Raw genomic sequence first — 23,326 nt, 5'->3', positions numbered from 1 at the left:
AATGAGCAGAGAGAGGGATATCGCTAACAACAGGCTGACAGCTTTGCCACCCTCCCCATTGGCCTTACCTGAAATACCTCATATGCACGCGTGTTAACCCGCGCTGCGGCTGCACAACACCCTCTGCGTTTCATGATTGATGGCCCTGCGGCCAACGATTAGACATAAAAATCAACCGAGCTGGAATCTATTAGCAAAATAATTAATTAACAATAGATATGTCTTGATGTAACATCAGCTCATATTGATAATGATTATCATATTCATATTGCGTATCATTACCTTGTTGGTTATATGGACAATCCGTTGAATAAAGCACCGATATTGAACGACGAGCCTGCTGTCGAGCCCCCGATGGCAAGTAAGCCGCTGTCTATCACCAGCGAACAACTGCTGAGGGAGCACGGTGTCGCTTTTATCATTCATCAGGGCGAATGCTATCAGTTGCGTCAAACCAAGACCGGCAAGCTAATACTGACTAAATAACATACACATAGCCAACGTCATTGCCGTTACAGCAAACACTGCTGTCATGTTAAGGACCAAGGGCACAGCAAGCCACCCAGATTCTCGAATCAAGGCAGCCAGCAAACTATCTATCTGTTTTTTTGAATAGAAAATATGGAGAATTGCCGTCATGCCTCGTATTACTTCCAACCGTTTCCGTTGGTCACCACTCAGTTTGGCAATCGCTTGCACCTTGCCTCTGGCTGCCACCGCAGCCACCGCAGCCACCACGATTGAGCAAGAAAACAGCAAAAAACACACCACCGATACGATGGTGGTGACCGCAACCGGCAATGAGCGCAGTAGCTTTGAAGCGCCGATGATGGTGACCGTCATTGAAGGAACCTCGCCCACCAGCGAAACCGCCACATCTGCGGCGGATATGTTACGCAAAGTGCCGGGCCTGACCGTGACTGGCAGCGGGCGAACCAATGGTCAGGATGTGACACTGCGCGGTTATGGCAAGCAAGGCGTATTAACGCTGGTCGACGGTATTCGCCAAGGCACTGATACCGGCCACCTGAACTCAACCTTCCTCGATCCGGCACTGGTTAAACGCGTTGAAGTGGTACGTGGCCCGTCAGCACTGCTGTATGGCAGTGGCGCATTGGGTGGCGTCATCTCTTTCGAAACCGTCGATGCTGCCGATTTACTGTTACCGGGCAATAACAGCGGCTATCGGGTTTACAGCTCGGCCGCCACCGGTGATCACAGCGTAGGTCTGGGTGCCAGCGCGTATGGGCGCAGCGACTCATTGGATGGCATACTCTCTTTTGGTACGCGTGATATCGGCAACATCCGTCAGAGCAACGGCTTTAATGCACCCAATGATGAGACTATCAGCAATGTGCTGACAAAAGGCACCTGGCGTATTGATCAGGCTCAGTCACTAAGCGCCAACTTACGTTATTACAACAACGACGCGATTGAACCAAAAAACCCGCAAACCAGTAATGCCTCCAGCGGTAATGTCATGACAAATCGCTCGACAATTCAACGTGATGCACAACTCAGCTACCATATTAAGCCACTTGACCAAGAGTGGTTGAATGCCACGGCACAAGTTTATTACTCCGAAGTGGAAATCAATGCCCGCCCACGCGGTTCAGCGGAGGAAGGACGTAAGCAGACAACCAACGGCGGTAAACTGGAAAACCGCACCCGTTTATTCACTGACAGCATCGCCTCGCACCTGCTGACTTACGGTACTGAAGCCTATAAACAGGAGCAGACTCCCGGCGGTGCAACAGAAAGCTTCCCACGAGCGGATATCCGTTTTGGTTCCGGCTGGTTGCAAGATGAAATTACCCTGCGCGATCTGCCGGTTTCTATTTTGGCCGGTACCCGTTATGACAATTATCGCGGCAGCAGTGAAGGCTATGCCGATGTGGATGCTGATAAATGGTCATCACGCGGAGCTGTCAGTATTACGCTCACTGATTGGCTGATGTTGTTTGGTTCTTACGCCCAGGCATTCCGCGCACCGACGATGGGCGAGATGTACAACGACTCAAAACACTTCTCGATCCCCATCCGCCCAGGGATGACACTCACCAACTATTGGGTGCCAAACCCTAATCTGAAACCAGAAACCAATGAAACCCAGGAGTACGGTTTTGGTCTACGTTTCAGTGAGTTACTGATGGCTGATGATGACCTGCAATTCAAAGCCAGTTACTTCGATACCAATGCGAATGACTACATCGACACCCGCGTTAACATGGCAGCGATGACCACCACGTCGGTCAATATCGACCGGGCGAAAATCTGGGGCTGGGATGCCACCATGAGCTACAAAACAGCACTGTTTAACTGGGATCTGGCCTATAACCGAACCCGCGGTAAAAACCAGAGTACCGGTAAATGGCTCGAATCCATCAACCCGGATACCGTCACCAGTATTCTGGATGTCCCCGTCGCTAACAGTGGCCTTGCGGTCGGTTGGATTGCCACATTTGCCGATCGTTCCAAACCGTTAAGTACTGGTGTACGTCAGGCCGGCTATGGCCTCAATGACTTTTATGTCAGCTATAAAGGCCAGGAGCAGTTAAAAGGCGTAACCACCACGGTAGTGCTGGGTAACGCATTTGATAAAGAGTATTACGCACCGCAAGGCGTGCCACAAGATGGCCGTAACGCGAAACTGTTCGTGAGCTATCAGTGGTGATGCATTAAAAAAGATAGTCTGAAATGTTGCTTCCGGTAATTCAATCTTTGCATTACCGGATTATCATTTAAAACTGCAACCTGCATATAAATATCTATAGGACATCATTATGAGCAAATCAATCTATCAGCAATATGTGCAAGCTAAGGTCGATAATCCGGGCAAATATGCGCGCGACTTAGCCACATTAATGGGCATCTCAGAAGCGGAACTGACCCACAGCCGTGTCGGTCATGATGCGAAACGTATACATGGCGATGCCCGCACGTTGCTGACCGCACTGGAGGCCTTGGGTGAGGTTAAAGCCATCACCCGCAACACCTATGCGGTACATGAGCAAATGGGGCGTTACGAGAACCAGCATCTAAACGGCCATGCCGGTTTGATCCTCAATCCACGCGAGCTGGATTTACGCCTGTTCCTCAATCAGTGGGCTAGCGTGTTTACCCTGTCGGAAGAGACACGTCATGGTGTACGTCATAGCCTGCAATTCTTCGACCATCATGGTGATGCCCTACATAAAGTGTATGTCACTGAACACACGGATATTGCTGCCTGGGAAGCGCTGCTGGCGAAATTTATCAGCACAGAAAACCCAGAATTGCTGCTAGAGCTTCGGAGCGCACCTGAAGTTACCGAACCGACAGCAGATGATGCCACCGTCGATACCGAATGGCGCGCCATGACTGATGTACATCAGTTCTTCCAGTTGCTAAAGCGTAATAATCTGACTCGCCAACAAGCGTTCCGCGCCGTAGGTGATGACCTGGCTTATCAAGTCGATAACAGCTCGCTGACACAGTTACTTAATATCGCGCAACAGGATCAGAACGAAATCATGATTTTTGTCGGCAACCGAGGTTGTGTGCAAATTTTTACCGGCTTAATTGAAAAAGTAACCCCGCATCAAGACTGGATTAATGTTTTCAACAAACGCTTTACGCTACATCTGATCGAAACCGCCATCGCGGAAAGCTGGATCACACGGAAACCCACTAAAGACGGCTTTGTGACCAGCCTCGAACTGTTTGCTGCCGATGGCACCCAACTTGCTCAACTCTATGGGCAACGTACCGAAGGGCAGCCTGAACAAAATCAATGGCGTGAGCAGATTGCCCGTCTAAATAACAAGGATATCGCCGCATGAGACTCAGGCTGCTGTCACTCCCTTTCTTCCTTCTGTCGCTGTGTGCCAGCGTCTTTCTACCGCTAAATGCATTGGCAACAGAACGTATTGTTACCATCGGTGGTGATGTAACAGAAATCGCTTATGCACTGGGTGCGGGTAGCGAGATTGTGGCCCGTGACAGCACCAGTCAACACCCTCAGGCTGCGTTGATGCTGCCTGATGTGGGTTATATGCGGATGTTGAACGCCGAAGGGATTCTGGCGATGAAACCCACCATGCTGCTGGTGAGTGAGCTGGCTCAACCCTCGCTGGTGCTGAAACAGGTCGCAGACAGCGGTGTGAGTGTGGTTACCGTTCCGGGCCAAACCACACCGGAAAGCGTGTCAGCAAAGATCAGTGCGGTCGCGATGGCACTTCATCAGCCAGAACAAGGGCAAAAGCTGATTAAAGACTACCAACAGCGTTTAGCCGCAGTGAGCAACACACCACTGCCGGTCAAAGTGCTATTTGTTATGAGTCACGGCGGCTTAACCCCGATGGCAGCCGGCCAAAATACCGCGGCGGATGCCATGATACGTGCCGCCGGTGGCAGCAATGCAATGCAGGGTTTTAGCCGTTATCGGCCATTATCACAAGAAGGTGTGATTGCCAGTTCGCCGGATTTACTGCTGATCACCCGCGACGGCGTGAAAGCACTCGGCGGCAGCAATGGCATCTGGAAACTCCCAGGGGTAGCCATGACCCCCGCAGGTAAACATCAGCGGCTGTTGGTGGTAGATGATATGGCGCTACTGGGTTTTGGGTTAAAAACCCCCCAAGTGCTGGCTCTACTGCGTGAGAGCATGGAACAAGCACAATGAATTACCGGATACACCCGCGCCTGATGCTTGGCATCCTACTGATGCTACTGATCATTTTAGCACTTGGCTCGGCCAACATGGGGGCGTTGACGCTCTCATTTCGCACGCTGTGGCACGCTTCGCTGGACGATGCCATGTGGCATATCTGGCTAAATATCCGCCTGCCGCGGGTGTTGCTAGCCGTGGTGGTCGGCGGTGCCTTAGCGGTTTCCGGCGCGATTATGCAAGGGTTATTCCGTAACCCACTGGCAGATCCCGGTCTGTTGGGTATCAGCAGTGGTGCCGCCCTGTGTGTTGGGCTGATTATCGTGATGCCGTTCAGCTTGCCGCCATTACTGGCTCTGTACAGTCATATGGTGGGTGCTTTCATCGGTAGCCTGGCCATTTCAACCGTTATTTTCACCCTCAGCCGCTGGGGGCATGGCAACTTAGCCCGCCTGCTACTGGCGGGGATTGCAATTAATGCCTTGTGTGGTGCTGCGGTTGGGGTGCTGACCTATATCAGTGACGACCAGCAGTTACGCCAATTTTCGCTGTGGAGCATGGGGAGCCTGGGGCAGGCACAGTGGTCAACGTTGATCGTTGCCGCCTCTCTGATTTTGCCAGCCTGCGCACTTGGGTTGTTACAGGCGCGCCAACTGAACTTGTTACAGCTAGGAGATGAGGAAGCTCACTATCTCGGTGTTAATGTACAGCAAGCCAAACTCCGTTTACTGTTGCTTAGTGCCATTCTGATCGGTGCTGCCGTTGCGGTCAGTGGGGTTATCGGCTTTATCGGTCTGGTGGTACCGCACCTGATTCGTATGCGTATTGGCGCTGATCATCGTTGGTTGCTGCCCGGTGCCGCATTAGGCGGTGCCTGCCTGCTCCTCACTGCTGATACGCTGGCTCGTACCTTGGTCGCACCGGCAGAAATGCCAGTCGGGTTGATCACCAGCCTGCTCGGTGGCCCTTATTTTCTGTGGCTGATTTTACGTCAGCGGGAGCAACGCAGTGGTTGATATGGTAATGACACCGGCCGCGTTATTGGAAGCAAATCAGCTTTCCTATCAAGTACAAGGGCGGAAGTTGATTAATGACGTTTCACTGCAAATTGCCAGCGGTGAAATGGTGGCGATTATCGGGCCAAACGGCGCAGGTAAATCAACCCTGCTGCGCTTATTGACCGGTTATCTTTCCCCATCAGAGGGTGAGTGTCGATTACTCGGGAAAACACTTAATCGCTGGCAACCACAAGCGTTGGCACGTACCCGCGCAGTCATGCGTCAATATAGCGATCTGGCTTTTCCATTCAGTGTCAGCGAAGTCATTCAGATGGGCCGCTCACCTTACGGGGTGGTGCACAACCGGCAGGCATTGGAAGAGGTTATGGCACAAACAGATTGTTTGTCACTGGCACAGCGTGATTACCGTGCGCTATCCGGTGGTGAACAGCAACGTGTACAACTGGCCAGAGTGTTAGCACAATTGTGGCAATCAGAGCCGACACCACGTTGGCTATTTCTTGATGAACCCACCTCCGCATTAGACCTGTATCACCAGCAACACACACTGCGTTTATTGCGGCAACTGACCCAGCAAGAGCCACTGGCGGTCTGTTGTGTCCTGCACGATTTAAATCTGGCGGCGCTGTATGCAGACCGAATTCTGCTGCTAGCCCAAGGTGAATTGGTGGCGTGTGGTACGCCAGAGGAAGTGCTCAACGCCGAGACGCTGACTCGCTGGTATCAGGCTGACTTGGGCATCTCTCGCCATCCAGAAAACCCTTTGCCGCAGATCTATTTGCGTCAGTAAGTGCTTGCTACACACTGCGAGACTCAACGCCCGCTTATCGCGGGTCAGAGTGCTGACAAAGTCAAATTAAGGAGAAACGGCGATGCGAAACGCCGGAGCGCCCCTTGGGTACGTTCAATCGTGAGCTATCGATAGCGTTGCCATTAACCTCATCAGCTTAGGGTCTGTTTTATTGTTCCTGCGCCACCTTCGGCTCGTCCTTTGCCAATAATTCATCAATCGTCTTGCCGACTTTCTGGATTGCCCGCTCAATCTCACTGGTCATCGGTTTGCTGTAACTGAGTCGTAAACAATTACGGTATTTTCCCGACGCAGAACTAATAAACCCAGCGGCAACCTGCACCCCTTGCGGCAGTAAACTGCGATTCAGACGCAGGCTATCGAACCCGTAAGGCAGTTCAACCCACAACATAAAGCTACCTTGTGGCCGACTCAGACAAGTATTCGCGGGGAAATACTTCATTACCCAGCCGGTCATAATGTCGCGATTGCGTTGATACTGGCGGCGCATCCGGCGTAAATGCTGCATGTAATGCCCTTGCTTAATAAACTCCGCCATCGCCAGTTGCGGCAAGGTAGCAACCCGCCCGGCAGAGATATATTTCATATGCAGCGCTTTTTCCAGGTAACGGCCTGGGGCTATCCAACCAATACGCAGACCGGGTGCAACCGTCTTAGAGAAGGAACTACACAGCAATACGCGGCCATCTTCATCAAATGAGGCAATGGTCGGTGGACGCGGGTATTGATAGGCCAGCGCCCCATACACATCATCTTCAATTATTGCGACATCATAGCGTTGAGCCAATGTCAGTAACGCTTTCTTGCGCTCATCCGGCATGTTGTAACCCAGCGGATTATTGCAAGTCGGTGTTAGTTGGATGGCTTTAATCGGCCATTGATCCAGCGCCATTTCCAATGCTTCAAGACTAATCCCAACCACCGGATCGGTCGGGATTTCAATCACTTTCATGCCCATCCCTTTCAAGGTTTGCATCGCACCATGAAAGCTAGGGGAATCCACGGCTACAATATCACCGGACTGGCAAACAGCGCCCAATGCAATAGCCAGCGCACCGTGGCAGCCAGAAGTGATAATGATATTGTCAGCCGATTGATGATTGCCGCTGTCCAACATCAGGCGAGCAATTTGCTCACGCAACACCGTTGTGCCGTAAATATTATCGTAATCCAGCACTTCCTCACTTTGATGCAGGCTAATGCGGCTCAGTAAACGGCTGAGTATTTTAAGCCCAGGGCCTGACAAGTCAGGCGAACCAACACCCAGATGGGTAATATTCTCCTGATCGCCTCTTTGCAGAAACGCCAGTGTATTTTCCCACTGCGATATCTCTACCGGCCGCTGTGCATGGGTACATGTGGCGGGTAAGGAGGGCAGATTTGAACTGCAACGCACGAAGTAGCCCGATTTCGCCCGAGCCTCAATCAGCAGGCACTCTTCCAGTTGCCGATAAGCCTGCTGGACAGTACTGATACTGACCCCATATTCGCCACTCAAAACTCTGACGGAAGGGAGCCGCTCGCCGGCAATATACAACCCCTCTTTAATACGCTGACTTAGAATATCAGCCAATTGTTGGTAACGAGTCATTGATATCACCTAATAAATTGAGCGCGACCAGTACAGATAGCGGTAGTTTGCACCATTCAGTTCATATATCGCATATCTGTATGGAAATAATAACCCCTATTTGCATCTGTAATGTTCTGCGCCAAAGTTTCATGCTAATGGCTCACCTACTGACGGGAGTCGATAATGAACAATATGATTGAAGATCAAATAGATGAATGCTGCTTATCGGCTACACGAGTAACCGAGAAACGCCGCAATATTTTTATCAGCTTATGGCTTAAAGCATACAGATACGGATATCAATGGAATGAACGGCGCAAAACAGCCAATACATTGGCCAGATTAAATACCGACCAGTTAAAAGATATCGGCCTGAGTCGGGATGATATCAAGCGGGATTACAGCCGCCCATTTTGGCGCTAAACAGGCGCGTCACCTAAGGTACATTGCACCACATGTCATGGCTCCATAGGTGCAGCGGACAATCGATTAAATGAGAGCGCCAGCTACAATGATAACCCTTATCTTTCTTATATGAATTCGAACAAGCGAGGGCATAACTAAGATATTCAGCCGTGTACAGAGTGTGCCACAATGGTCATCAGACAGGTATCGCCAGCTCACCTACACTTATTGTTTGCTGGCTAATCGTGGCACTCACTTTCAGGCTGACCGGTTTTATGAAAATGAATAAGTACTTTGCTTCACATCGATATTATTCACTGCTATGCCTGCTGCTGACACTTATCTTCGCCTCCCCCACAGGGGTGGCCTTTGCTGCCACAATGCCAGTCGCGACAACTGAAAACAGTGAAGCGCCAGCGAAACCGGCAGTGCCAGTACAACTAATTAGCTTGCAAAAACAGTTGGATAAACTGAAGCAGAATGTTTCAGTCAGCACCACAGACAATCAGTTAAGTATGCTGAACGAAACCGCACTGACACTGGTGCGGGAAGCAGACATGCTGTTAGCCGACTTGAAACCCAAGCGGGAGCAACTGCAAACACAACTGGAAGTATTAGGCCCATTGCCTGCTGCCGGTGCATTGGCGGAAACCGCAGTGGTTGCCCAACAGCGCCGGATACTGAATACGCGAAAAATCCAGTTAGATGGCCAAAATGATCAGGCTCAGGCTATCAAAACCAACGCTGAAAACCTGGCGACACAAATTATCGCGTTACGTCGCACGGCATTGAAATCACAAATCGCCTTAAATTCTGGCAGCTTATTAGGAGCCAGTTTCTGGGCCCCCATCGTTAATCCGGACGCCAATGACAACCGTCGTTTAAACGATTTCACCCAAGAACTTGGCGATGCCTGGAGCGCCGCCTGGTCACCGGAATGGCGTTTGGGTACCACCATGTACCTGTTATTGGCGCTGTTTATCGGCGTGTTTGGCTTTAAGTTTCTCGACAGCCTGACGGCATGGTTTTGCACCAAATGTTTACCGCAAGGCCCGCTGCGCCGCAGCTTTATGGCCTCGGCAACCACCCTGTATACAGTACTAATTAGCGTTACCGTAGCGCAATGCATCACGCAAACTTTTACCCGCACATCTGATGCATCACAGGTTGTAATTGATTTTTCAGCAGCATTTGTTCAATTGATGTTTTTCTCAGCACTGGTCGCCGGGCTGGGGCGGGCGTTTCTCTCCAATCAGCGCCCCTCATGGCGTTTACCGGCGATTGCAAATGAAGTTGCGCAATCACTAAGGCTGTTCCCGCCCCTCTTGGCCAGTTGCATCATGATTTTCGGTGCCATTGATCAGATGAATAACATGATCAATATCAGCGTGTCGGGGAGTATTTTCGGTAACGGCATTGCTGCCCTATTGGTCGCCTTAACCGCCGCCATTATTCCGTTACGGGCCAACCGGGTACGACGTAATTTGGTCGCTAATGGTGAAAAACCGGAAGCCTATTCCACGTTGGCTGGGTTGATCCATTTTGCGATTAGTATAACCGCAGTAGCCATACTATTGTCGCTACTGATAGGCTACATCGCGCTCGCTAAGTTCCTCAGTTACAAGCTGGTGTGGAGCTGCCTGGTTCTTGCTTGTCTGTATTTACTGGTCCATTTGTGCGTTGATTTGGCTGACAGTCTCTTTTCCCCAACCAGCAGCGCCGGTAAAGCCATCAAGCAGTCACTCAATATTGACGATCGCCACTTGGCACAAGCCGCCACGTTATTGTCCGCCACCAGCAAAGTGCTCTTGATCTTGCTGGCAATTATCGCCCTACTCAACGGCACTTTTGGTTCTACTACACCGATTTCATTACTGCAAAAAACCGGGGAATTATTAAGCGGTGAAGGGCTGGAAAAATTAAATATCGTCCCGGCCAATCTATTTAATGCAATTATCTGTCTGCTAGTGGGGTTGTATGTTCTTAAAGCGGCACGGCGCTGGTTAAATAATGAATTTTTGCCTAAAACCCAGATGGATAGCGGCATAAAAACCTCAGCGGTCACGCTGTTTAGCAATATCGGCTACGTGCTGGTGATTCTGCTGACCCTATCGGTGCTGGGGATCCAATGGAATAAATTGGCCTGGATTGTCAGCGCATTATCCGTCGGAATTGGCTTCGGTTTACAAGAGATCGTAAAAAACTTCATTTCCGGCATTATTTTGCTCACTGAACGGCCCGTTAAAGTGGGAGATTTGATCAGTATCAGTGGCGTTGAGGGGGATATCCGCCGCATCAATGTCAGAGCCACGGAAATCCAGCTAAGTGATCGATCGACGGTTATCGTACCGAACTCACAATTGATTTCGCAGAATGTGCGCAATGCCACGATGGCTAACGCGCAAGGGGTGGTAACGATTGCTCTCACTTTCCCACTGGATTTAGATGTTGAACTGGCACAAACACTATTGATAGAGGCTTATGAAAAGCATGAGTCGATACTCGATACACCGGCCCCGTCGGTGAAATTCAGCCAGTTAAGCCCGGACGGTATCGTACTTAGCGTCACCGGTTTAGTACCCAGCCCACGCATGGTCAGTAATACCAAAAGTTCATTGCTATTCAGTATATTAAAGCGGCTTCGTGCAGCAGGTGTGTCACTCGCAGTAGCAACTACTGCAAAAACAACCTCGGAAAACTAATGTTAGGCGGAGGAAGTAATCAATACCGAATCACCATTAATACAGGTATTGACTCAATAATGGGGCAACCAGCAGCAGTGACCATCCAAGGGCAGACAGCGTCTTGACGAGACGCTGGTTATCTGTGCTCAGAACACGTTGTTAATAAATGAAGAGCAAATTCAGCGCTGAATTAAATAGCGAATCGTTGGGCCTCCGCTGGATATCCAACACGTTATAACCGTAGTTTCGTGTATCCAACGGGGTATTATTAATTGCGGGCAGTTGCTGAACACTTCCAAAATTTTGCCTGGTTTCAATTGTGGCATGGCTTCGAGCGTCACCACCGCTGGCGCTAAATTATCCCAATAATACACCAGAATGGTGGCCCCAATAATGTTTCACCGCGTTTGGCACAGCCCACAGGATATTAGGTGCGACACCCTGTTACACGTAGCTGAAAATGCCTATCCTATTCCATCAATGACCGCATATGTGATGGGCACTGCTGAAAACGGCGACGAAAACTATCAGAGAAATGGGCGTGATTGCTAAAACCGCACTCCATCGCAATATCAGCCACTCGCAGCCGAGTCGATAACAGCAGCTCACAGCCTTTCTTCAAACGTTGATCCAGTAGCCACTGTTTTGCAGACATTCCGAATTTCTCATAAAAAAGAAAGTTCAATTTACGTGTCGAAATTCCTAACTCATCGGCATAACGCGAAACCGTCCAAGGATTGAGGCGGTTTTGTTCAAAAAACTCCAGTAATTCACTATTTGTACCTACAATAGATTCTAATAGTTGAGAAAAATACACCGGCTCCAAACCTAAGCAATAAAGGTAAAGAAAACGTAACGATGCCGTTCTTTCAATATTAGCCAACTGTTCAGTTGCAGACATAATATCATTACTGGCAGAGAGTAGTTTGTAATGACCGGAAACGTTGTAGGGTAAACGGATTTTATTTGATTGCACCATCTTACTCGCCATTTCTTGATATATAGGCAGAAGATCGATGGCATGGCACAATATTGAAATAAACGAACCCTGCGAGAAAGACGACACACTTGCCCGCTCGTTAGTTACCACTAAACTCCCGGCAGACATGGTCTGGTTCGTTCCATCACAACGTAAGACGCCCTCTTGTCGAAATAAAATAAATTGTATTGATTTCATAATATCCCTGAGAGTGATGCTATCCGTAAGTCATATTGGCAAATAACAGAGCAGAAAGGGATCGGGTAGATACCTGAGATCTGCTTAAGAAAATACTTGCCAGCTATTTCCGAAAAATTCATACCGAGATAATACCTTTACGTATCTTTCATTATTAAATATCCGCTATAAATTAAAAATCTGAGTGTTTTTTTGTTAGAGCTAAATGAATCTATAACGAATAGTAATGAAAAAAGTGTAGTTCTTGATATCAAATTTAGATTATGGCGTACTAAAAAAAACAATCAGGCGACTTTATGGAAAAATCATCATCGCTTGTCACTCGATTGACACTATTACTGGGCGTTACATTAATGGCCATTTGGCTAATTTCGATGGCAGTCACCGCATTTTTCTCATATGAAAACACACGCCAGCGGCTGATAAATGAATTAACCAATATGGCCGAACTGCGTGCTGACCTCAGTAATCACCAATTTGAAGGAGCCGAACGAGATGCGGCTTCATTGATAAACCGCTGGAAAAGCAATCAGGCAACGTGGCCTTTATTCGCAGTCAATACCACGAGTGACGACACAATTCCATTTAGCCTGGAACGGTGCCATCGCTCGCAACATAAAGATGACCTTCAGATCATCCAGGCTTATGGCACTGTCGGACAAACCTATTATCTCGATAGTTTTATCATGAGGAAAAACAGTGACATTACATTATTCAGGCCACAAAAAGTATCAAGTCAGTATTTGAATCAGCGGCGTAAGGAATTACTTTTACTGCCCATTTTTCCAACCCACAATAATGTCTATTGGGGGGCACCCGCTTATACCCCTAAAGAGGGTTGGCATGTCTCGGTCGCGGTTTGCGATAAGGAGGGCGGGTTGGCGGGCTTTGCCCTAAAAATTAATGGGTTGGTGAGCTATAACAAACCGGTAGAGCAGCGAGACATTAATTTATGGCTCGATAAGAATGGTGATTTATTACCGATGGCTCAACAGAGTATCTCCTCCCACCAATTGCATGAAATCCTGACTCAGCTAAAAAATACTGTATTGCACGACGGTTGGCAGCAAACATCTGATTATCTGGTATTAAGAAAGCAGTTAAAAGGCCCCGGTTGGCAACAATTAGTCATTTATCCACGCATCGGTTTTGCCTGGGAAGCCGCTAAACCCGCCTTATATCAGTTGCCTTTGGCACTGGCAATTTTACTGTTACTGACTTTAGTGATGTCATTGCTACTACGATATTATCTGGCAATCCCATTGTGGAATTTCGTCAATATTATTGGTGCGACCGGCCCGCAAACAATGGAACCGCGCTTACCGATAAAGCGCATGGATGAACTAGGGCATATTGCTTGTGCTTACAATAATTTACTCGATACGCTAAACGAGCAATACGATACCCTTGAGATGAAAGTAAAAGAGCGCACGCTGGCTCTGGCAAAATCCAAACAGGTAGCCGAGCAAGCCAATCAACGTAAAAGCGAACATCTGACCACGATCAGTCATGAAATCCGTACCCCATTAAATGGGGCTTTAGGGGCCGTTGAGTTACTGCAAAATACCCCATTATCTCCAGAGCAAATGCAGTTAGCGGAAACCGCTCGCCAATGTTCGTTCTCTTTACTGGCAATAATTAATAATCTTCTCGACTTCTCGCGTATTGAGTCCGGTCAAATGACGCTTTCTCAGGAGAAAACGGCCTTATTGCCTTTATTGGATCAGGCGATGCTGACCATTCACAGTCTGGTATTGAACAAACCAATAGCACTCTCAACGTATGTTAGCTCGGACGTGCCACTGGAACTCGAGCTGGACAGTCAGCGCTTAAAGCAGATTTTGATCAACTTATTAGGTAATGCGGTTAAATTTACCCAACAAGGTAGCATTAGTTTGCATGTCTGTCGTAAAGGTCAAAAACTCTGTTTTAGCGTTGAGGATACCGGGTGTGGGATTGATCCGCAGAATCAACTGAAGATTTTCCAGCCTTTTGTTCAGAGTAGTGACTATGCTCAGGGGACAGGGCTGGGGCTGACAATTGCAGATAATCTGGCGAGAATGATGGGCGGCCACCTTGTTCTCACCAGCCAAACAGACCGTGGCAGCCGCTTCTCATTAATTTTGCCATTGAGTGAAACCGTGCAGGGCAGGCTATTTGATGGCGAACTGTGTGTTCCACATTCGTTGCACGCTCAATTATCTGCGTGGGGCATCACCTGTCAGACCCCAGACGATGAATCATCACAACGACTACCTGCACTTTTTACTGATAAGGAACTGAACTACCTGCCTGGCCGCTTATACGCTAACGTTAAGCGACATTTGGCGAGTAACCGTCAATCAGGCGAATATTCGCAAGAAAATGCGTCAAATGTGCTCGCAAATATCCCTCTACAGCCTTGGCAAATGGCCGTATTGCTGGTTGATGATATGCAGACCAATCGTGATATTACAGGCATGATGCTGCAACAATTGGGGCATCAGGTCACTCTGGCTGAAAGTGGTGAGTTCGCTTTATCTCTCGGCCGAACACAACGCTTTGACTTGGTATTGATGGACATTCGTATGCCGGGGATGGACGGATTGCTAGCAACCCAATGCTGGCGCAATGATACGAAAAATGTAGATAAACACTGCATGATAACGGCACTCAGCGCAAACGCCAGCCCAGACGAGAAAACCAGGGCTTATGAGTCTGGAATGAGCCATTATCTGTCAAAACCGGTCACTCTGTGGCAACTGGCTGGAATACTGGACTTAACCGCACAATTTCAACTGGAACGTGGCCTCCCCCTCACCCCTCAAATATCCAGTCCCAAGCCATTACTGGATCTGACGAACCCGCAACTTAACATAGAGTTATATCGCTCACTGCAACTATTAATGCAGAAAATCAAAGAAGCGCGTCAAAACTTACCGCTCTTATCGCACCTAATCCACACACTAAAAGGCTGTGCCGGGCAGGCTGGACTAATTGAGTTATATAAAGCGGCACTTCAATTAGAAGTGGTTCTCGAAACTCACAAAATCATGACTCAACAAGATATTGCACACCTGGATAAGATAATTGATTTGCTGTTTAACCCCGGAGCACCTGCAGCTCCGCCTCAATCGTCATGTTAAAGGAATAACCTTATGAATGTAAAATTACTGATTGTTGACGACCATGAACTGATTATCAATGGTATCAGAAACATGCTCGCGGCTTATCCACGCTATCAAATAGTCGGTCAGGCTGATAATGGGTTGGATGTGTACGACTTATGCAGGAAAACCGAGCCGGACATTGTGATAATTGATTTAGGATTACCGGGAATGGATGGTCTTGACGTCATTATTCAGCTTGTTCGCCGCTGGCCTAAAATGAAGATTCTGGTATTAACCGCCCGCCACGAGGAGCACTACGCTAATAAGACATTGAACAGTGGCGCGCTGGGTTATGTTCTGAAGAAAAGCCCACAACAGATCTTGATGGCCGCGATTCAAACCGTTACCGCTGGTAAACACTATATTGACCCCACTCTGGATATCTCTCGGGTGAATAGGCTAACGCAAAATAGTGACAACAGCAGAACAGCGCTAACCCCCCGCGAGCGTCAAGTTTTGAAGTTAATCACCGAAGGCGCATGTAACCGTATCATTGCTGACAGGCTATCTATCAGCAAGAAAACCGTGGAAACTCACCGACTTAATATGATGAAGAAACTGGATGTACACAAAGTGGCAGAACTGATTAATTGGTCATATCGTTTAGGAATGAATGAATAATCGTTATAAATCAGTCAAAATTTCACTGTTCTATTATTGAACATAAATACAAATGAAAACGCCCTATCGGAATTCATCCAACAGGGGTTTTCACTAATATATCATTGGGTTATGTATGTATTAGCCCTGATTAACCGGCGTCTGCTGGGATGCAAAAAACGCTTTCTCATAAGCTTTGGCTTTTTTATGGTCAAACTGATGTTCCCATTTGGCAATCACCAACACTGCCAGCGCATTTCCCACCACATTCAGAGCGGTACGTGCCATATCCAGAATTCGGTCTACACCGGCAATAAAGGCCAAGCCTTCTAACGGAATACCCACGCTGCCCAATGTTGCCAGCAAGACAACAAACGACACGCCCGGTACACCGGCGATCCCCTTCGAGGTCACCATTAGCGTTAGTACCAGAATGATCTCTTGCCCAATGGACAGCTCAATACCATATAGCTGGGCAATGAATATCGCGGCAATACTTTGATAAAGGGTAGAACCATCTAAGTTGAAAGAATAACCCGTCGGAACCACAAAACTGGTAATCGATTTTGGTGCGCCATAGGCTTCCATTTTCTCGATAATTCGCGGCAATACGGTTTCAGAGCTAGCCGTGGAATAAGCTAAAATTAGCTCATCTTTCAGAATCCGAATCAATATCCAGATGCGCAATTTACATAATCTGGCCACCGTTCCCAACACAACCAACGCAAAGAATAGAATTGCGGCGTAAACCAGAATAACCAGCTTAGCCAGCGGGATAAGTGAGGTAAAACCAAAGTTGGCAACCGTCACCGAGATCAAACCAAACACCCCTATCGGGGCATAACGCATGATCATGTGAGTGACTTTGAACATACTTTCAGAAACGGCTTTGAATACATTCAGCAGTGGCTCTTTGGTCTCTTTTGGTAATGAAGACAATCCTAGACCGAACAAAACCGAGAAGAAAATGATTGGCAACATATCGCCTTTCGCCATTGAAGCAAAGACGTTGGCGGGGATCAGCGACAAGATTGTGCTTACCAAACTGTGGCTGCCACTTTGCACCTGTTCCGTGGTTTTTTCATACTGCGAGATGTCCACCACGGTGAGCGCTGACATATCAATGCCATGCCCTGGTTGAAACACATTCGCTAAGGTGATGCCGACAATAATGGCCACTGTCGTGATAACTTCAAAATAGATGATGGTTTTCAGGCCAATCCGCCCAAGTTTTTTCGCATCACCAACACCGGCAATGCCGACGATCAATGTGGAAATAACAATTGGCACTACAATCATTTTAATTAAGCGGATAAAAATATCACCCGCCGGACTCAAGATATTACTAACTAACCACTCTCTGGATTCAATTTGGTTATGTAATACAGCACCTACCAAAATACCTAAAACCAGTGCAATGAGTATTTGCCAGGCCAGACTTATTTTTACACTTTTCATACCCTAAAAATTCCTCAAAGCATTCTATAAAACGCAGATTTCCCTGCATTCAAAATAGAATACTTAATCATTAAACACGGGGCTATAGTTGATATAAATTATGGTTCAGCCTCCCGCCAGCCGTCCACGTTATAAACCAGTATCATTTTTGGACACTCTTCTGCAAGCCTTGTTTACACTATACCCACATTGATATGTCACATAAATTCGGCCATGTAGCATCTCAATATTCGGTAAATATTTGTTATTAAAAAAGTAAAAAGCATTATTCGTAAACAGCGGCTTAACTGAAAAGTATAAAAAACAAGCTAAATTAAATCTTCTTATAAACCACAATAATGTTTTATTTTTTGAGTTGTTATGTTTTCATTTTGTTAAAACAACTATGATTACTCTCCGATTATTATAAATTATTCGCAATAAAATTGACTATTTCTCTCACAAGTGAGGAAATGAAAAAACACGAAAATGAATACATGAAATTGCATATTTATGCTGTTATATTTTTCATTTATATGCCCATATTCCACATCGAAATATATATCTCATTATAATCACAGTCAGATATCAAAATAAGATTTTACTTATAGATGTAAACTATTTTATCTTTTTGACGTTAACACAGAACACTGCACGGTATTAATCACGCCCGGTCAGCACTTCCAACCCACCTCATCCTTAATATCTCCATCTGAAGCCATAAACAGGCTAATTGGCACATTTTCTTCCTTTATTGCTTTGCCATTTCACACCTCTCCTATCATTAAGGTATCGATTCACCACGCAGCCCATCAGGTAAGTCTCTAAATCAACATCTTTTATGCGTGATCTGTCGCCCAAAAAAGAAACAAAACAGACGCCCACACTATAATTAACCTTTAGTTGACATATTATTAACAATCTCAAGGAGAACTAACTATGAGCCAAATACATAAGCACCCCATTCCAACTGCAATTGCAGAACATGCCCTGATAAGCCCAGAACAATATCATCAATACTATCAACAATCTGTGCAGGACCCGGATACATTCTGGGGTGAGCAAGGCAAAATCCTTGATTGGATTAAACCGTATAAAACGGTGAAGAATACCTCTTTCGATCCCGGCCATGTCAGTATTCGCTGGTTTGAAGATGGCACGTTGAATCTGGCAGCTAACTGCCTTGACCGCCACCTGGCTGAACGCGGAGATCAAACTGCAATTATTTGGGAAGGTGATGACCCAAATCAATCAAAAACCGTCACCTATAAACAACTTCATCACGATGTCTGCCAGTTCGCCAATGTATTGAAAAGCCTTGGTATCAAAAAGGGCGACGTAGTCGCAATCTATATGCCGATGGTGCCGGAAGCCGCCGTTGCAATGCTGGCCTGCGCCCGCATTGGTGCGGTTCATTCGGTGATTTTTGGTGGATTCTCACCTGATGCCGTCGCTGGCCGAATTATCGACTCTAACTCAAAACTGGTGATTACTGCCGATGAAGGCATCCGTGCTGGTCGCGCAATTCCCCTGAAAAAAAATGTCGATGAGGCGCTGAAAAACCCAGCCATTACCAGTATCAAGAATGTTGTGGTTTTCCAACGCACCGGTAATGCCAGTTACTGGAAAGATGGCCGCGACTTATGGTGGCATGACCTGATTAAAGAAGCCTCCACTGACTGCCCACCAGAAGAAATGAATGCGGAAGATCCGCTGTTTATCCTTTATACCTCCGGCTCTACAGGTAAACCGAAAGGGGTATTACATACCACCGGCGGTTACTTGGTTTATGCCGCACTGACCTTTAAATACGTTTTTGATTACCACCCTGGCGATATCTACTGGTGTACTGCTGATGTGGGTTGGGTCACTGGCCACAGCTATTTACTGTATGGCCCACTGGCGTGCGGTGCCATTACCTTAATGTTTGAAGGTGTACCGAACTATCCGGGCGTCAATCGTTTGGGTCAGGTGATTGATAAACATCAGGTCAATATTCTGTATACCGCCCCAACAGCCATCCGCGCGTTGATGGCCGAAGGCGATAAAGCCATCGAAGGCACCAAACGCGACTCCCTGCGCATCATGGGATCAGTTGGTGAGCCTATTAACCCGGAAGCTTGGGAATGGTATTACAACAAAATCGGTAACAGCAAATGCCCAATAGTTGATACCTGGTGGCAGACTGAAACCGGTGGTTTCATGATAACGCCACTGCCAGGTGCTACCGAATTGAAAGCAGGTTCTGCAACTCGCCCATTCTTTGGGGTGCAGCCGGCGCTGGTAGACAACCTGGGTAACCCACAAGAAGGTACCGCCGAAGGTAATTTAGTCATCACCGACTCGTGGCCCGGTCAGGCACGCACCCTGTTTGGCGATCATGAGCGCTTTGAACAAACCTATTTTTCCACCTTTAAAGGCATGTATTTCAGTGGTGATGGCGCGCGTCGTGACGAAGATGGTTACTACTGGATAACGGGCCGGGTTGATGATGTGCTGAACGTATCAGGCCATCGTTTGGGTACCGCTGAAATTGAATCAGCACTGGTTTCACACCCAAAAATTGCCGAAGCCGCGGTTGTTGGGGTTCCGCATAACATTAAAGGGCAGGCAATCTATGCCTACATCACACTGAATCATGGTGAAGAGCCAACACCTGAGCTGTATAGCGAGGTACGTAACTGGGTACGTAAAGAGATTGGCCCAATCGCCACACCCGATATCTTGCACTGGACTGATTCACTGCCAAAAACCCGCTCAGGCAAAATTATGCGCCGTATTCTACGCAAAATAGCCGCAGGCGATACCAGTAACTTAGGGGATACCTCAACACTGGCCGATCCGGGTGTCGTGGACAAATTACTGGAAGAAAAACAATTAATGCAAACGCCGTCGTAAATTGTGCCGCCTACGGGCGGCAAACTTAATTAATGCCTCAAAGGAGAGACTCTGATGAATGACAACATTTATCAAGAGATTGAAAATAACCCGCGTTTCAAAGAGTTGGTGCAAAAGCGCAGTCGCTTTGCCTGGCTACTGTCGCTAATTACCTTGGCGCTGTATGTCGGTTTCATTTTCCTTATTGCTTTCGAACCACAATGGCTCGGCACCCCGCTATACGCAGGTTCGACCATTACTCGCGGCATTCCCGTTGGTGTGGGTTTGATTGTTATTTCTTTTGTTCTGACCGGTATTTACGTTATTCGTGCTAATGGCGAGTTTGACCGTCTGACGGCAGAAATTCTTCGTGAGGTGAAGCAATGAAGACTCGCCATTGGTCCGTACTTTCCTTATTGACTCTGCCTGCACTGTCACAAGCAGAAGCTATAACCGGCGAAGTTCATCGCCAACCACTCAATATCCAGGCGATTGTGATGTTCGTGCTATTTGTTGGCGCGACCTTATATATCACCTACTGGGCATCAAAACGTACCCGCTCTCGACAAGATTATTACACAGCGGGAGGGCGCATTACCGGGTTCCAAAATGGTTTGGCGATTGCCGGTGACTTTATGTCTGCAGCATCATTTCTCGGTATTTCCGCATTGGTCTATACCTCCGGTTACGATGGTCTGATTTATTCCATCGGGTTCCTTATCGGCTGGCCAATCATTCTATTCTTAATCGCTGAACGTCTGCGTAACTTAGGGCGCTACACCTTTGCTGATGTGGCATCTTACCGATTAAAACAAAGACCCATCCGAACCTTATCTGCCTGTGGCTCATTAGTTGTAGTGGCTTTGTACCTGATCGCACAAATGGTCGGTGCAGGTAAGTTGATTGAGCTACTATTCGGTTTAAACTACCACGTTGCCGTTGTATTGGTCGGTATCTTGATGGTGCTGTACGTCCTGTTTGGCGGCATGTTAGCCACAACATGGGTACAGATAATTAAAGCGGTATTGCTGTTGGCCGGAGCCTCATTTATGGCCATTATGGTCATGAAATCGGTTAATTTTAACTTCAATACATTATTCAGCGAAGCCGTCAAAGTTCACCCTAAAGGCTTATCAATCATGAGCCCAGGAGGGTTGGTATCTGACCCGATATCCGCATTATCACTCGGATTAGCGCTGATGTTCGGCACTGCGGGCTTACCGCATATTCTGATGCGTTTCTTTACGGTAAGTGATGCCAAAGAAGCCCGTAAGAGCGTGTTCTATGCAACTGGCTTTATCGGTTACTTCTACATATTGACCTTTATTATTGGATTTGGCGCTATCCTGTTGGTCGGCCCGAATCCAGCCTTTAAAGACGCTGCCGGAGCATTACTGGGTGGCAACAATATGGCGGCAGTTCATCTGGCTGATGCCGTAGGTGGCAGCTTCTTCTTGGGCTTTATCTCCGCTGTGGCCTTCGCAACAATTCTTGCGGTGGTAGCAGGGCTGACACTAGCGGGTGCATCTGCGGTTTCTCATGACCTTTACGCTAGCGTCATCAAGAAGGGTAAAGCGAATGAACGTGATGAACTGAGAGTGTCTAAAATCACCGTTGTTGTTTTGGGGTTTGTCGCTATCGGATTGGGTATTTTGTTTGAAAAACAAAATATTGCTTTCATGGTAGGTTTAGCATTCTCCATTGCAGCCAGTTGTAACTTCCCAATCATTTTTATATCAATGTATTGGGATAAACTGACCACTCGTGGCGCAATGATTGGGGGCTGGTTGGGGTTACTAACTGCGGTGATCCTGATGATTCTAGGCCCAACCATCTGGGTGACAATTCTCGGCCATGCAAAACCAATCTATCCCTATGAATATCCAGCATTGTTCTCAATGATAGTGGCATTCGTCGGGATTTGGTTCTTCTCCATTACCGATAACTCAGCAGAGGGCCAGCAAGAACGGCTACGCTTCAAAGCCCAGTTTGTTCGTTCACAAACGGGTTTGGGTGCATCTCAAAGCAGCTCACACTAATTCGGTTTGATTCACAAAAGGCCCCTTGGGGCCTCAGACGGTGGATAAACCCCGATAATCCTATCTTGCGGGGTAAGTACGGGCAGAAGACAAAGCGTTCGCACCAGGGATGGTACGGCTCGAGCCTACGAAGAAGTCTTTACGGTGTATCTACTATCGGCCTGTTTTCACCGTAGCTGGCACGTTGTCATCAACCTCAAGGCTACCCATCAGGGTAGCCTCCTCTCTTATTTGTATCTCTGACCGCACTCTTTTCTCAGCATCACACCCGGCTCATCTGAGCGATGCCTCTCATCCTGAGAAGTTGTAACCTGAGGAGTCAACATTCAGCCGTATTTTACTTTTCTCCACATAGCAAAAACCCCACGCTTTTGGCATGGGGTCTTGGCTTGATTTGATGCCAGATAGTGTACTGTATTCGTCTCATTTATGGATGAGTCTCACCCAGCGCAAGGCGCGGTTCAAACTGCATTCGCAGTTTGTCACATGCCATGATCGAGTCGTCGCTGTCAGAAACACACAAAAAAAGGCCACCCGCCAGGGCGGCCTTCTCTTTTATTTGGTTTTCACACATAAAATCCACGCCAAACTCCATGCAAAAAACAATAGAAATAGTTTTTTATATTTCCCACACAGCAAAAACCCCACGCTTTTGGCATGGGGTCTTGGCTTGATTTGATGCCTGGCAGTGTCCTACTCTCGCATGGGGAGACCCCACACTACCATCGGCGCTACGGCGTTTCACTTCTGAGTTCGGCATGGGTTCAGGTGGTGCCACCGTGCTATGGCCGCCAGGCAAATTCTGTTTCAATTAACCCGCTACACAGTTCCCTGCACAGCCAGCCAATCCAATCTCGGAACTTCGCTGAAAATATCTCTCTCAAACACAAAACACCTTTGGTGTTGT

At 47.7% G+C, this 23,326-nt stretch carries 16 protein-coding genes, 1 rRNA gene and 1 pseudogene; 13 read left to right on the top strand and 5 right to left on the bottom strand.

Annotation, left to right across the window (positions count from 1 at the left end):
- The first annotated feature begins 294 nt into the window (after positions 1 to 294).
- The 6 genes from hemP to AT01_RS14015 all read left to right on the top strand — a co-directional run bounded on the left by hemP (position 295) and on the right by AT01_RS14015 (position 6,457).
- Positions 295 to 486 carry a hemin uptake protein HemP gene (gene hemP / locus AT01_RS14040; RefSeq protein WP_042547569.1) on the top strand — a complete coding sequence of 64 codons (192 nt, stop codon included), beginning with the start codon at positions 295 to 297 and terminating at the stop codon, positions 484 to 486.
- A gap of 151 nt (positions 487 to 637) precedes the next feature.
- Entirely contained in the window at positions 638 to 2,674 is a 2,037-nt protein-coding gene (locus AT01_RS14035) for a TonB-dependent hemoglobin/transferrin/lactoferrin family receptor (protein WP_042547568.1), read from the top strand.
- Between the two features lie 109 nt (positions 2,675 to 2,783).
- Positions 2,784 to 3,821, top strand: a complete 1,038-nt coding sequence (locus AT01_RS14030) for a hemin-degrading factor (protein WP_042547567.1) — start codon at positions 2,784 to 2,786, stop codon at positions 3,819 to 3,821.
- The gene (locus AT01_RS14025; protein ID WP_042547566.1) at positions 3,818 to 4,663 is read left to right on the top strand and encodes a heme/hemin ABC transporter substrate-binding protein; all 846 of its coding nucleotides are present in this window, start codon (positions 3,818 to 3,820) and stop codon (positions 4,661 to 4,663) included. Before AT01_RS14030 ends, AT01_RS14025 begins: the two co-directional genes overlap by 4 nt.
- Positions 4,660 to 5,664, top strand: coding sequence for a FecCD family ABC transporter permease (locus AT01_RS14020; protein WP_042547565.1), 1,005 nt, complete (start codon positions 4,660 to 4,662; stop codon positions 5,662 to 5,664). Before AT01_RS14025 ends, AT01_RS14020 begins: the two co-directional genes overlap by 4 nt.
- Positions 5,657 to 6,457 carry a heme ABC transporter ATP-binding protein gene (locus AT01_RS14015; protein WP_082039614.1) on the top strand — a complete coding sequence of 267 codons (801 nt, stop codon included), beginning with the start codon at positions 5,657 to 5,659 and terminating at the stop codon, positions 6,455 to 6,457. The genes AT01_RS14020 and AT01_RS14015 overlap by 8 nt, the downstream gene beginning before the upstream one ends.
- A gap of 169 nt (positions 6,458 to 6,626) precedes the next feature.
- Here AT01_RS14015 and AT01_RS14010 read toward each other — a convergent pair whose 3' ends face one another.
- Positions 6,627 to 8,069 (bottom strand): aminotransferase-like domain-containing protein, encoded by a 1,443-nt coding sequence (locus AT01_RS14010; RefSeq protein WP_042547564.1) that lies wholly within the window; start codon positions 8,067 to 8,069, stop codon positions 6,627 to 6,629.
- Positions 8,070 to 8,234: 165 nt separating this feature from the next.
- On the opposite strand from AT01_RS14010, the gene AT01_RS14005 reads away from it, so the two are divergent.
- On the top strand, positions 8,235 to 8,474 hold the full coding sequence (locus AT01_RS14005; RefSeq protein WP_004699702.1) for a DUF1127 domain-containing protein: 240 nt from the start codon (positions 8,235 to 8,237) through the stop codon (positions 8,472 to 8,474).
- Between the two features lie 227 nt (positions 8,475 to 8,701).
- A complete protein-coding gene (locus AT01_RS14000; RefSeq protein WP_162484234.1) occupies positions 8,702 to 11,158 on the top strand; it encodes a DUF3772 domain-containing protein in 2,457 nt (818 codons plus the stop codon).
- Positions 11,159 to 11,319: 161 nt separating this feature from the next.
- Here AT01_RS14000 and yedF read toward each other — a convergent pair.
- Both yedF and AT01_RS13990 read right to left on the bottom strand, forming a co-directional pair.
- Positions 11,320 to 11,535, bottom strand: a pseudogene (gene yedF, locus AT01_RS13995) (sulfurtransferase-like selenium metabolism protein YedF).
- A gap of 74 nt (positions 11,536 to 11,609) precedes the next feature.
- Positions 11,610 to 12,317 carry a helix-turn-helix domain-containing protein gene (locus AT01_RS13990; RefSeq protein WP_042547562.1) on the bottom strand — a complete coding sequence of 236 codons (708 nt, stop codon included), beginning with the start codon at positions 12,315 to 12,317 and terminating at the stop codon, positions 11,610 to 11,612.
- A 296-nt stretch (positions 12,318 to 12,613) separates the two neighbouring features.
- Between AT01_RS13990 and AT01_RS13985 the strand changes: the two genes are divergently transcribed.
- Positions 12,614 to 15,442: a two component system sensor kinase gene (locus AT01_RS13985; protein ID WP_042547561.1), complete on the top strand. Its 2,829-nt coding sequence runs from the start codon at positions 12,614 to 12,616 to the stop codon at positions 15,440 to 15,442.
- A gap of 12 nt (positions 15,443 to 15,454) precedes the next feature.
- Complete coding sequence (locus tag AT01_RS13980) at positions 15,455 to 16,087, top strand: two component system response regulator (protein WP_004699694.1); 633 nt, start codon at positions 15,455 to 15,457, stop codon at positions 16,085 to 16,087.
- Between the two features lie 120 nt (positions 16,088 to 16,207).
- On the opposite strand, the gene gltP is transcribed toward AT01_RS13980, so the two are convergent.
- The gene (gene gltP, locus AT01_RS13975) at positions 16,208 to 17,524 is read right to left on the bottom strand and encodes a glutamate/aspartate:proton symporter GltP (protein ID WP_004699692.1); all 1,317 of its coding nucleotides are present in this window, start codon (positions 17,522 to 17,524) and stop codon (positions 16,208 to 16,210) included.
- A gap of 918 nt (positions 17,525 to 18,442) precedes the next feature.
- On the opposite strand from gltP, the gene acs reads away from it, so the two are divergent.
- From acs to actP, 3 genes are read left to right on the top strand one after another with little or no spacing between them, the layout of a single operon-like run.
- On the top strand, positions 18,443 to 20,401 hold the full coding sequence (gene acs / locus AT01_RS13970) for an acetate--CoA ligase (protein ID WP_042547560.1): 1,959 nt from the start codon (positions 18,443 to 18,445) through the stop codon (positions 20,399 to 20,401).
- A 54-nt stretch (positions 20,402 to 20,455) separates the two neighbouring features.
- Positions 20,456 to 20,767 carry a DUF485 domain-containing protein gene (locus AT01_RS13965; protein ID WP_004699689.1) on the top strand — a complete coding sequence of 104 codons (312 nt, stop codon included), beginning with the start codon at positions 20,456 to 20,458 and terminating at the stop codon, positions 20,765 to 20,767.
- Positions 20,764 to 22,419 (top strand): cation/acetate symporter ActP, encoded by a 1,656-nt coding sequence (gene actP, locus AT01_RS13960; protein WP_042547559.1) that lies wholly within the window; start codon positions 20,764 to 20,766, stop codon positions 22,417 to 22,419. The genes AT01_RS13965 and actP overlap by 4 nt, the downstream gene beginning before the upstream one ends.
- Positions 22,420 to 23,099: 680 nt before the next feature.
- Here the strand turns inward: actP and rrf are convergent.
- Positions 23,100 to 23,215 (bottom strand): 5S ribosomal RNA (rrf, locus tag AT01_RS13955).
- Between the last annotated feature and the right edge of the window lie 111 nt (positions 23,216 to 23,326).

It is taken from the genome of Yersinia aldovae 670-83, assembly GCF_000834395.1.
Classification (GTDB): Bacteria; Pseudomonadota; Gammaproteobacteria; order Enterobacterales; family Enterobacteriaceae; genus Yersinia; species Yersinia aldovae.
Note: the sequence above shows the minus strand (reverse complement) of the source record. Positions and strands in the feature narration are given on the sequence as shown.

What these genes read in the sequence shown, in the direction of transcription:
- hemP (WP_042547569.1), top strand. Translation starts at nt 295, where the DNA reads ATGGACAATCCGTTGAATAAAGCACCGATATTGAACGACGAGCCTGCT.
- AT01_RS14035 (WP_042547568.1), top strand. Translation starts at nt 638, where the DNA reads ATGCCTCGTATTACTTCCAACCGTTTCCGTTGGTCACCACTCAGTTTG.
- AT01_RS14030 (WP_042547567.1), top strand. Translation starts at nt 2,784, where the DNA reads ATGAGCAAATCAATCTATCAGCAATATGTGCAAGCTAAGGTCGATAAT.
- AT01_RS14025 (WP_042547566.1), top strand. Translation starts at nt 3,818, where the DNA reads ATGAGACTCAGGCTGCTGTCACTCCCTTTCTTCCTTCTGTCGCTGTGT.
- AT01_RS14020 (WP_042547565.1), top strand. Translation starts at nt 4,660, where the DNA reads ATGAATTACCGGATACACCCGCGCCTGATGCTTGGCATCCTACTGATG.
- AT01_RS14010 (WP_042547564.1), bottom strand. Translation starts at nt 8,069, where the DNA reads ATGACTCGTTACCAACAATTGGCTGATATTCTAAGTCAGCGTATTAAA.
- AT01_RS14005 (WP_004699702.1), top strand. Translation starts at nt 8,235, where the DNA reads ATGAACAATATGATTGAAGATCAAATAGATGAATGCTGCTTATCGGCT.
- AT01_RS13990 (WP_042547562.1), bottom strand. Translation starts at nt 12,317, where the DNA reads ATGAAATCAATACAATTTATTTTATTTCGACAAGAGGGCGTCTTACGT.
- AT01_RS13985 (WP_042547561.1), top strand. Translation starts at nt 12,614, where the DNA reads ATGGAAAAATCATCATCGCTTGTCACTCGATTGACACTATTACTGGGC.
- AT01_RS13980 (WP_004699694.1), top strand. Translation starts at nt 15,455, where the DNA reads ATGAATGTAAAATTACTGATTGTTGACGACCATGAACTGATTATCAAT.
- gltP (WP_004699692.1), bottom strand. Translation starts at nt 17,524, where the DNA reads ATGAAAAGTGTAAAAATAAGTCTGGCCTGGCAAATACTCATTGCACTG.
- acs (WP_042547560.1), top strand. Translation starts at nt 18,443, where the DNA reads ATGAGCCAAATACATAAGCACCCCATTCCAACTGCAATTGCAGAACAT.
- AT01_RS13965 (WP_004699689.1), top strand. Translation starts at nt 20,456, where the DNA reads ATGAATGACAACATTTATCAAGAGATTGAAAATAACCCGCGTTTCAAA.
- actP (WP_042547559.1), top strand. Translation starts at nt 20,764, where the DNA reads ATGAAGACTCGCCATTGGTCCGTACTTTCCTTATTGACTCTGCCTGCA.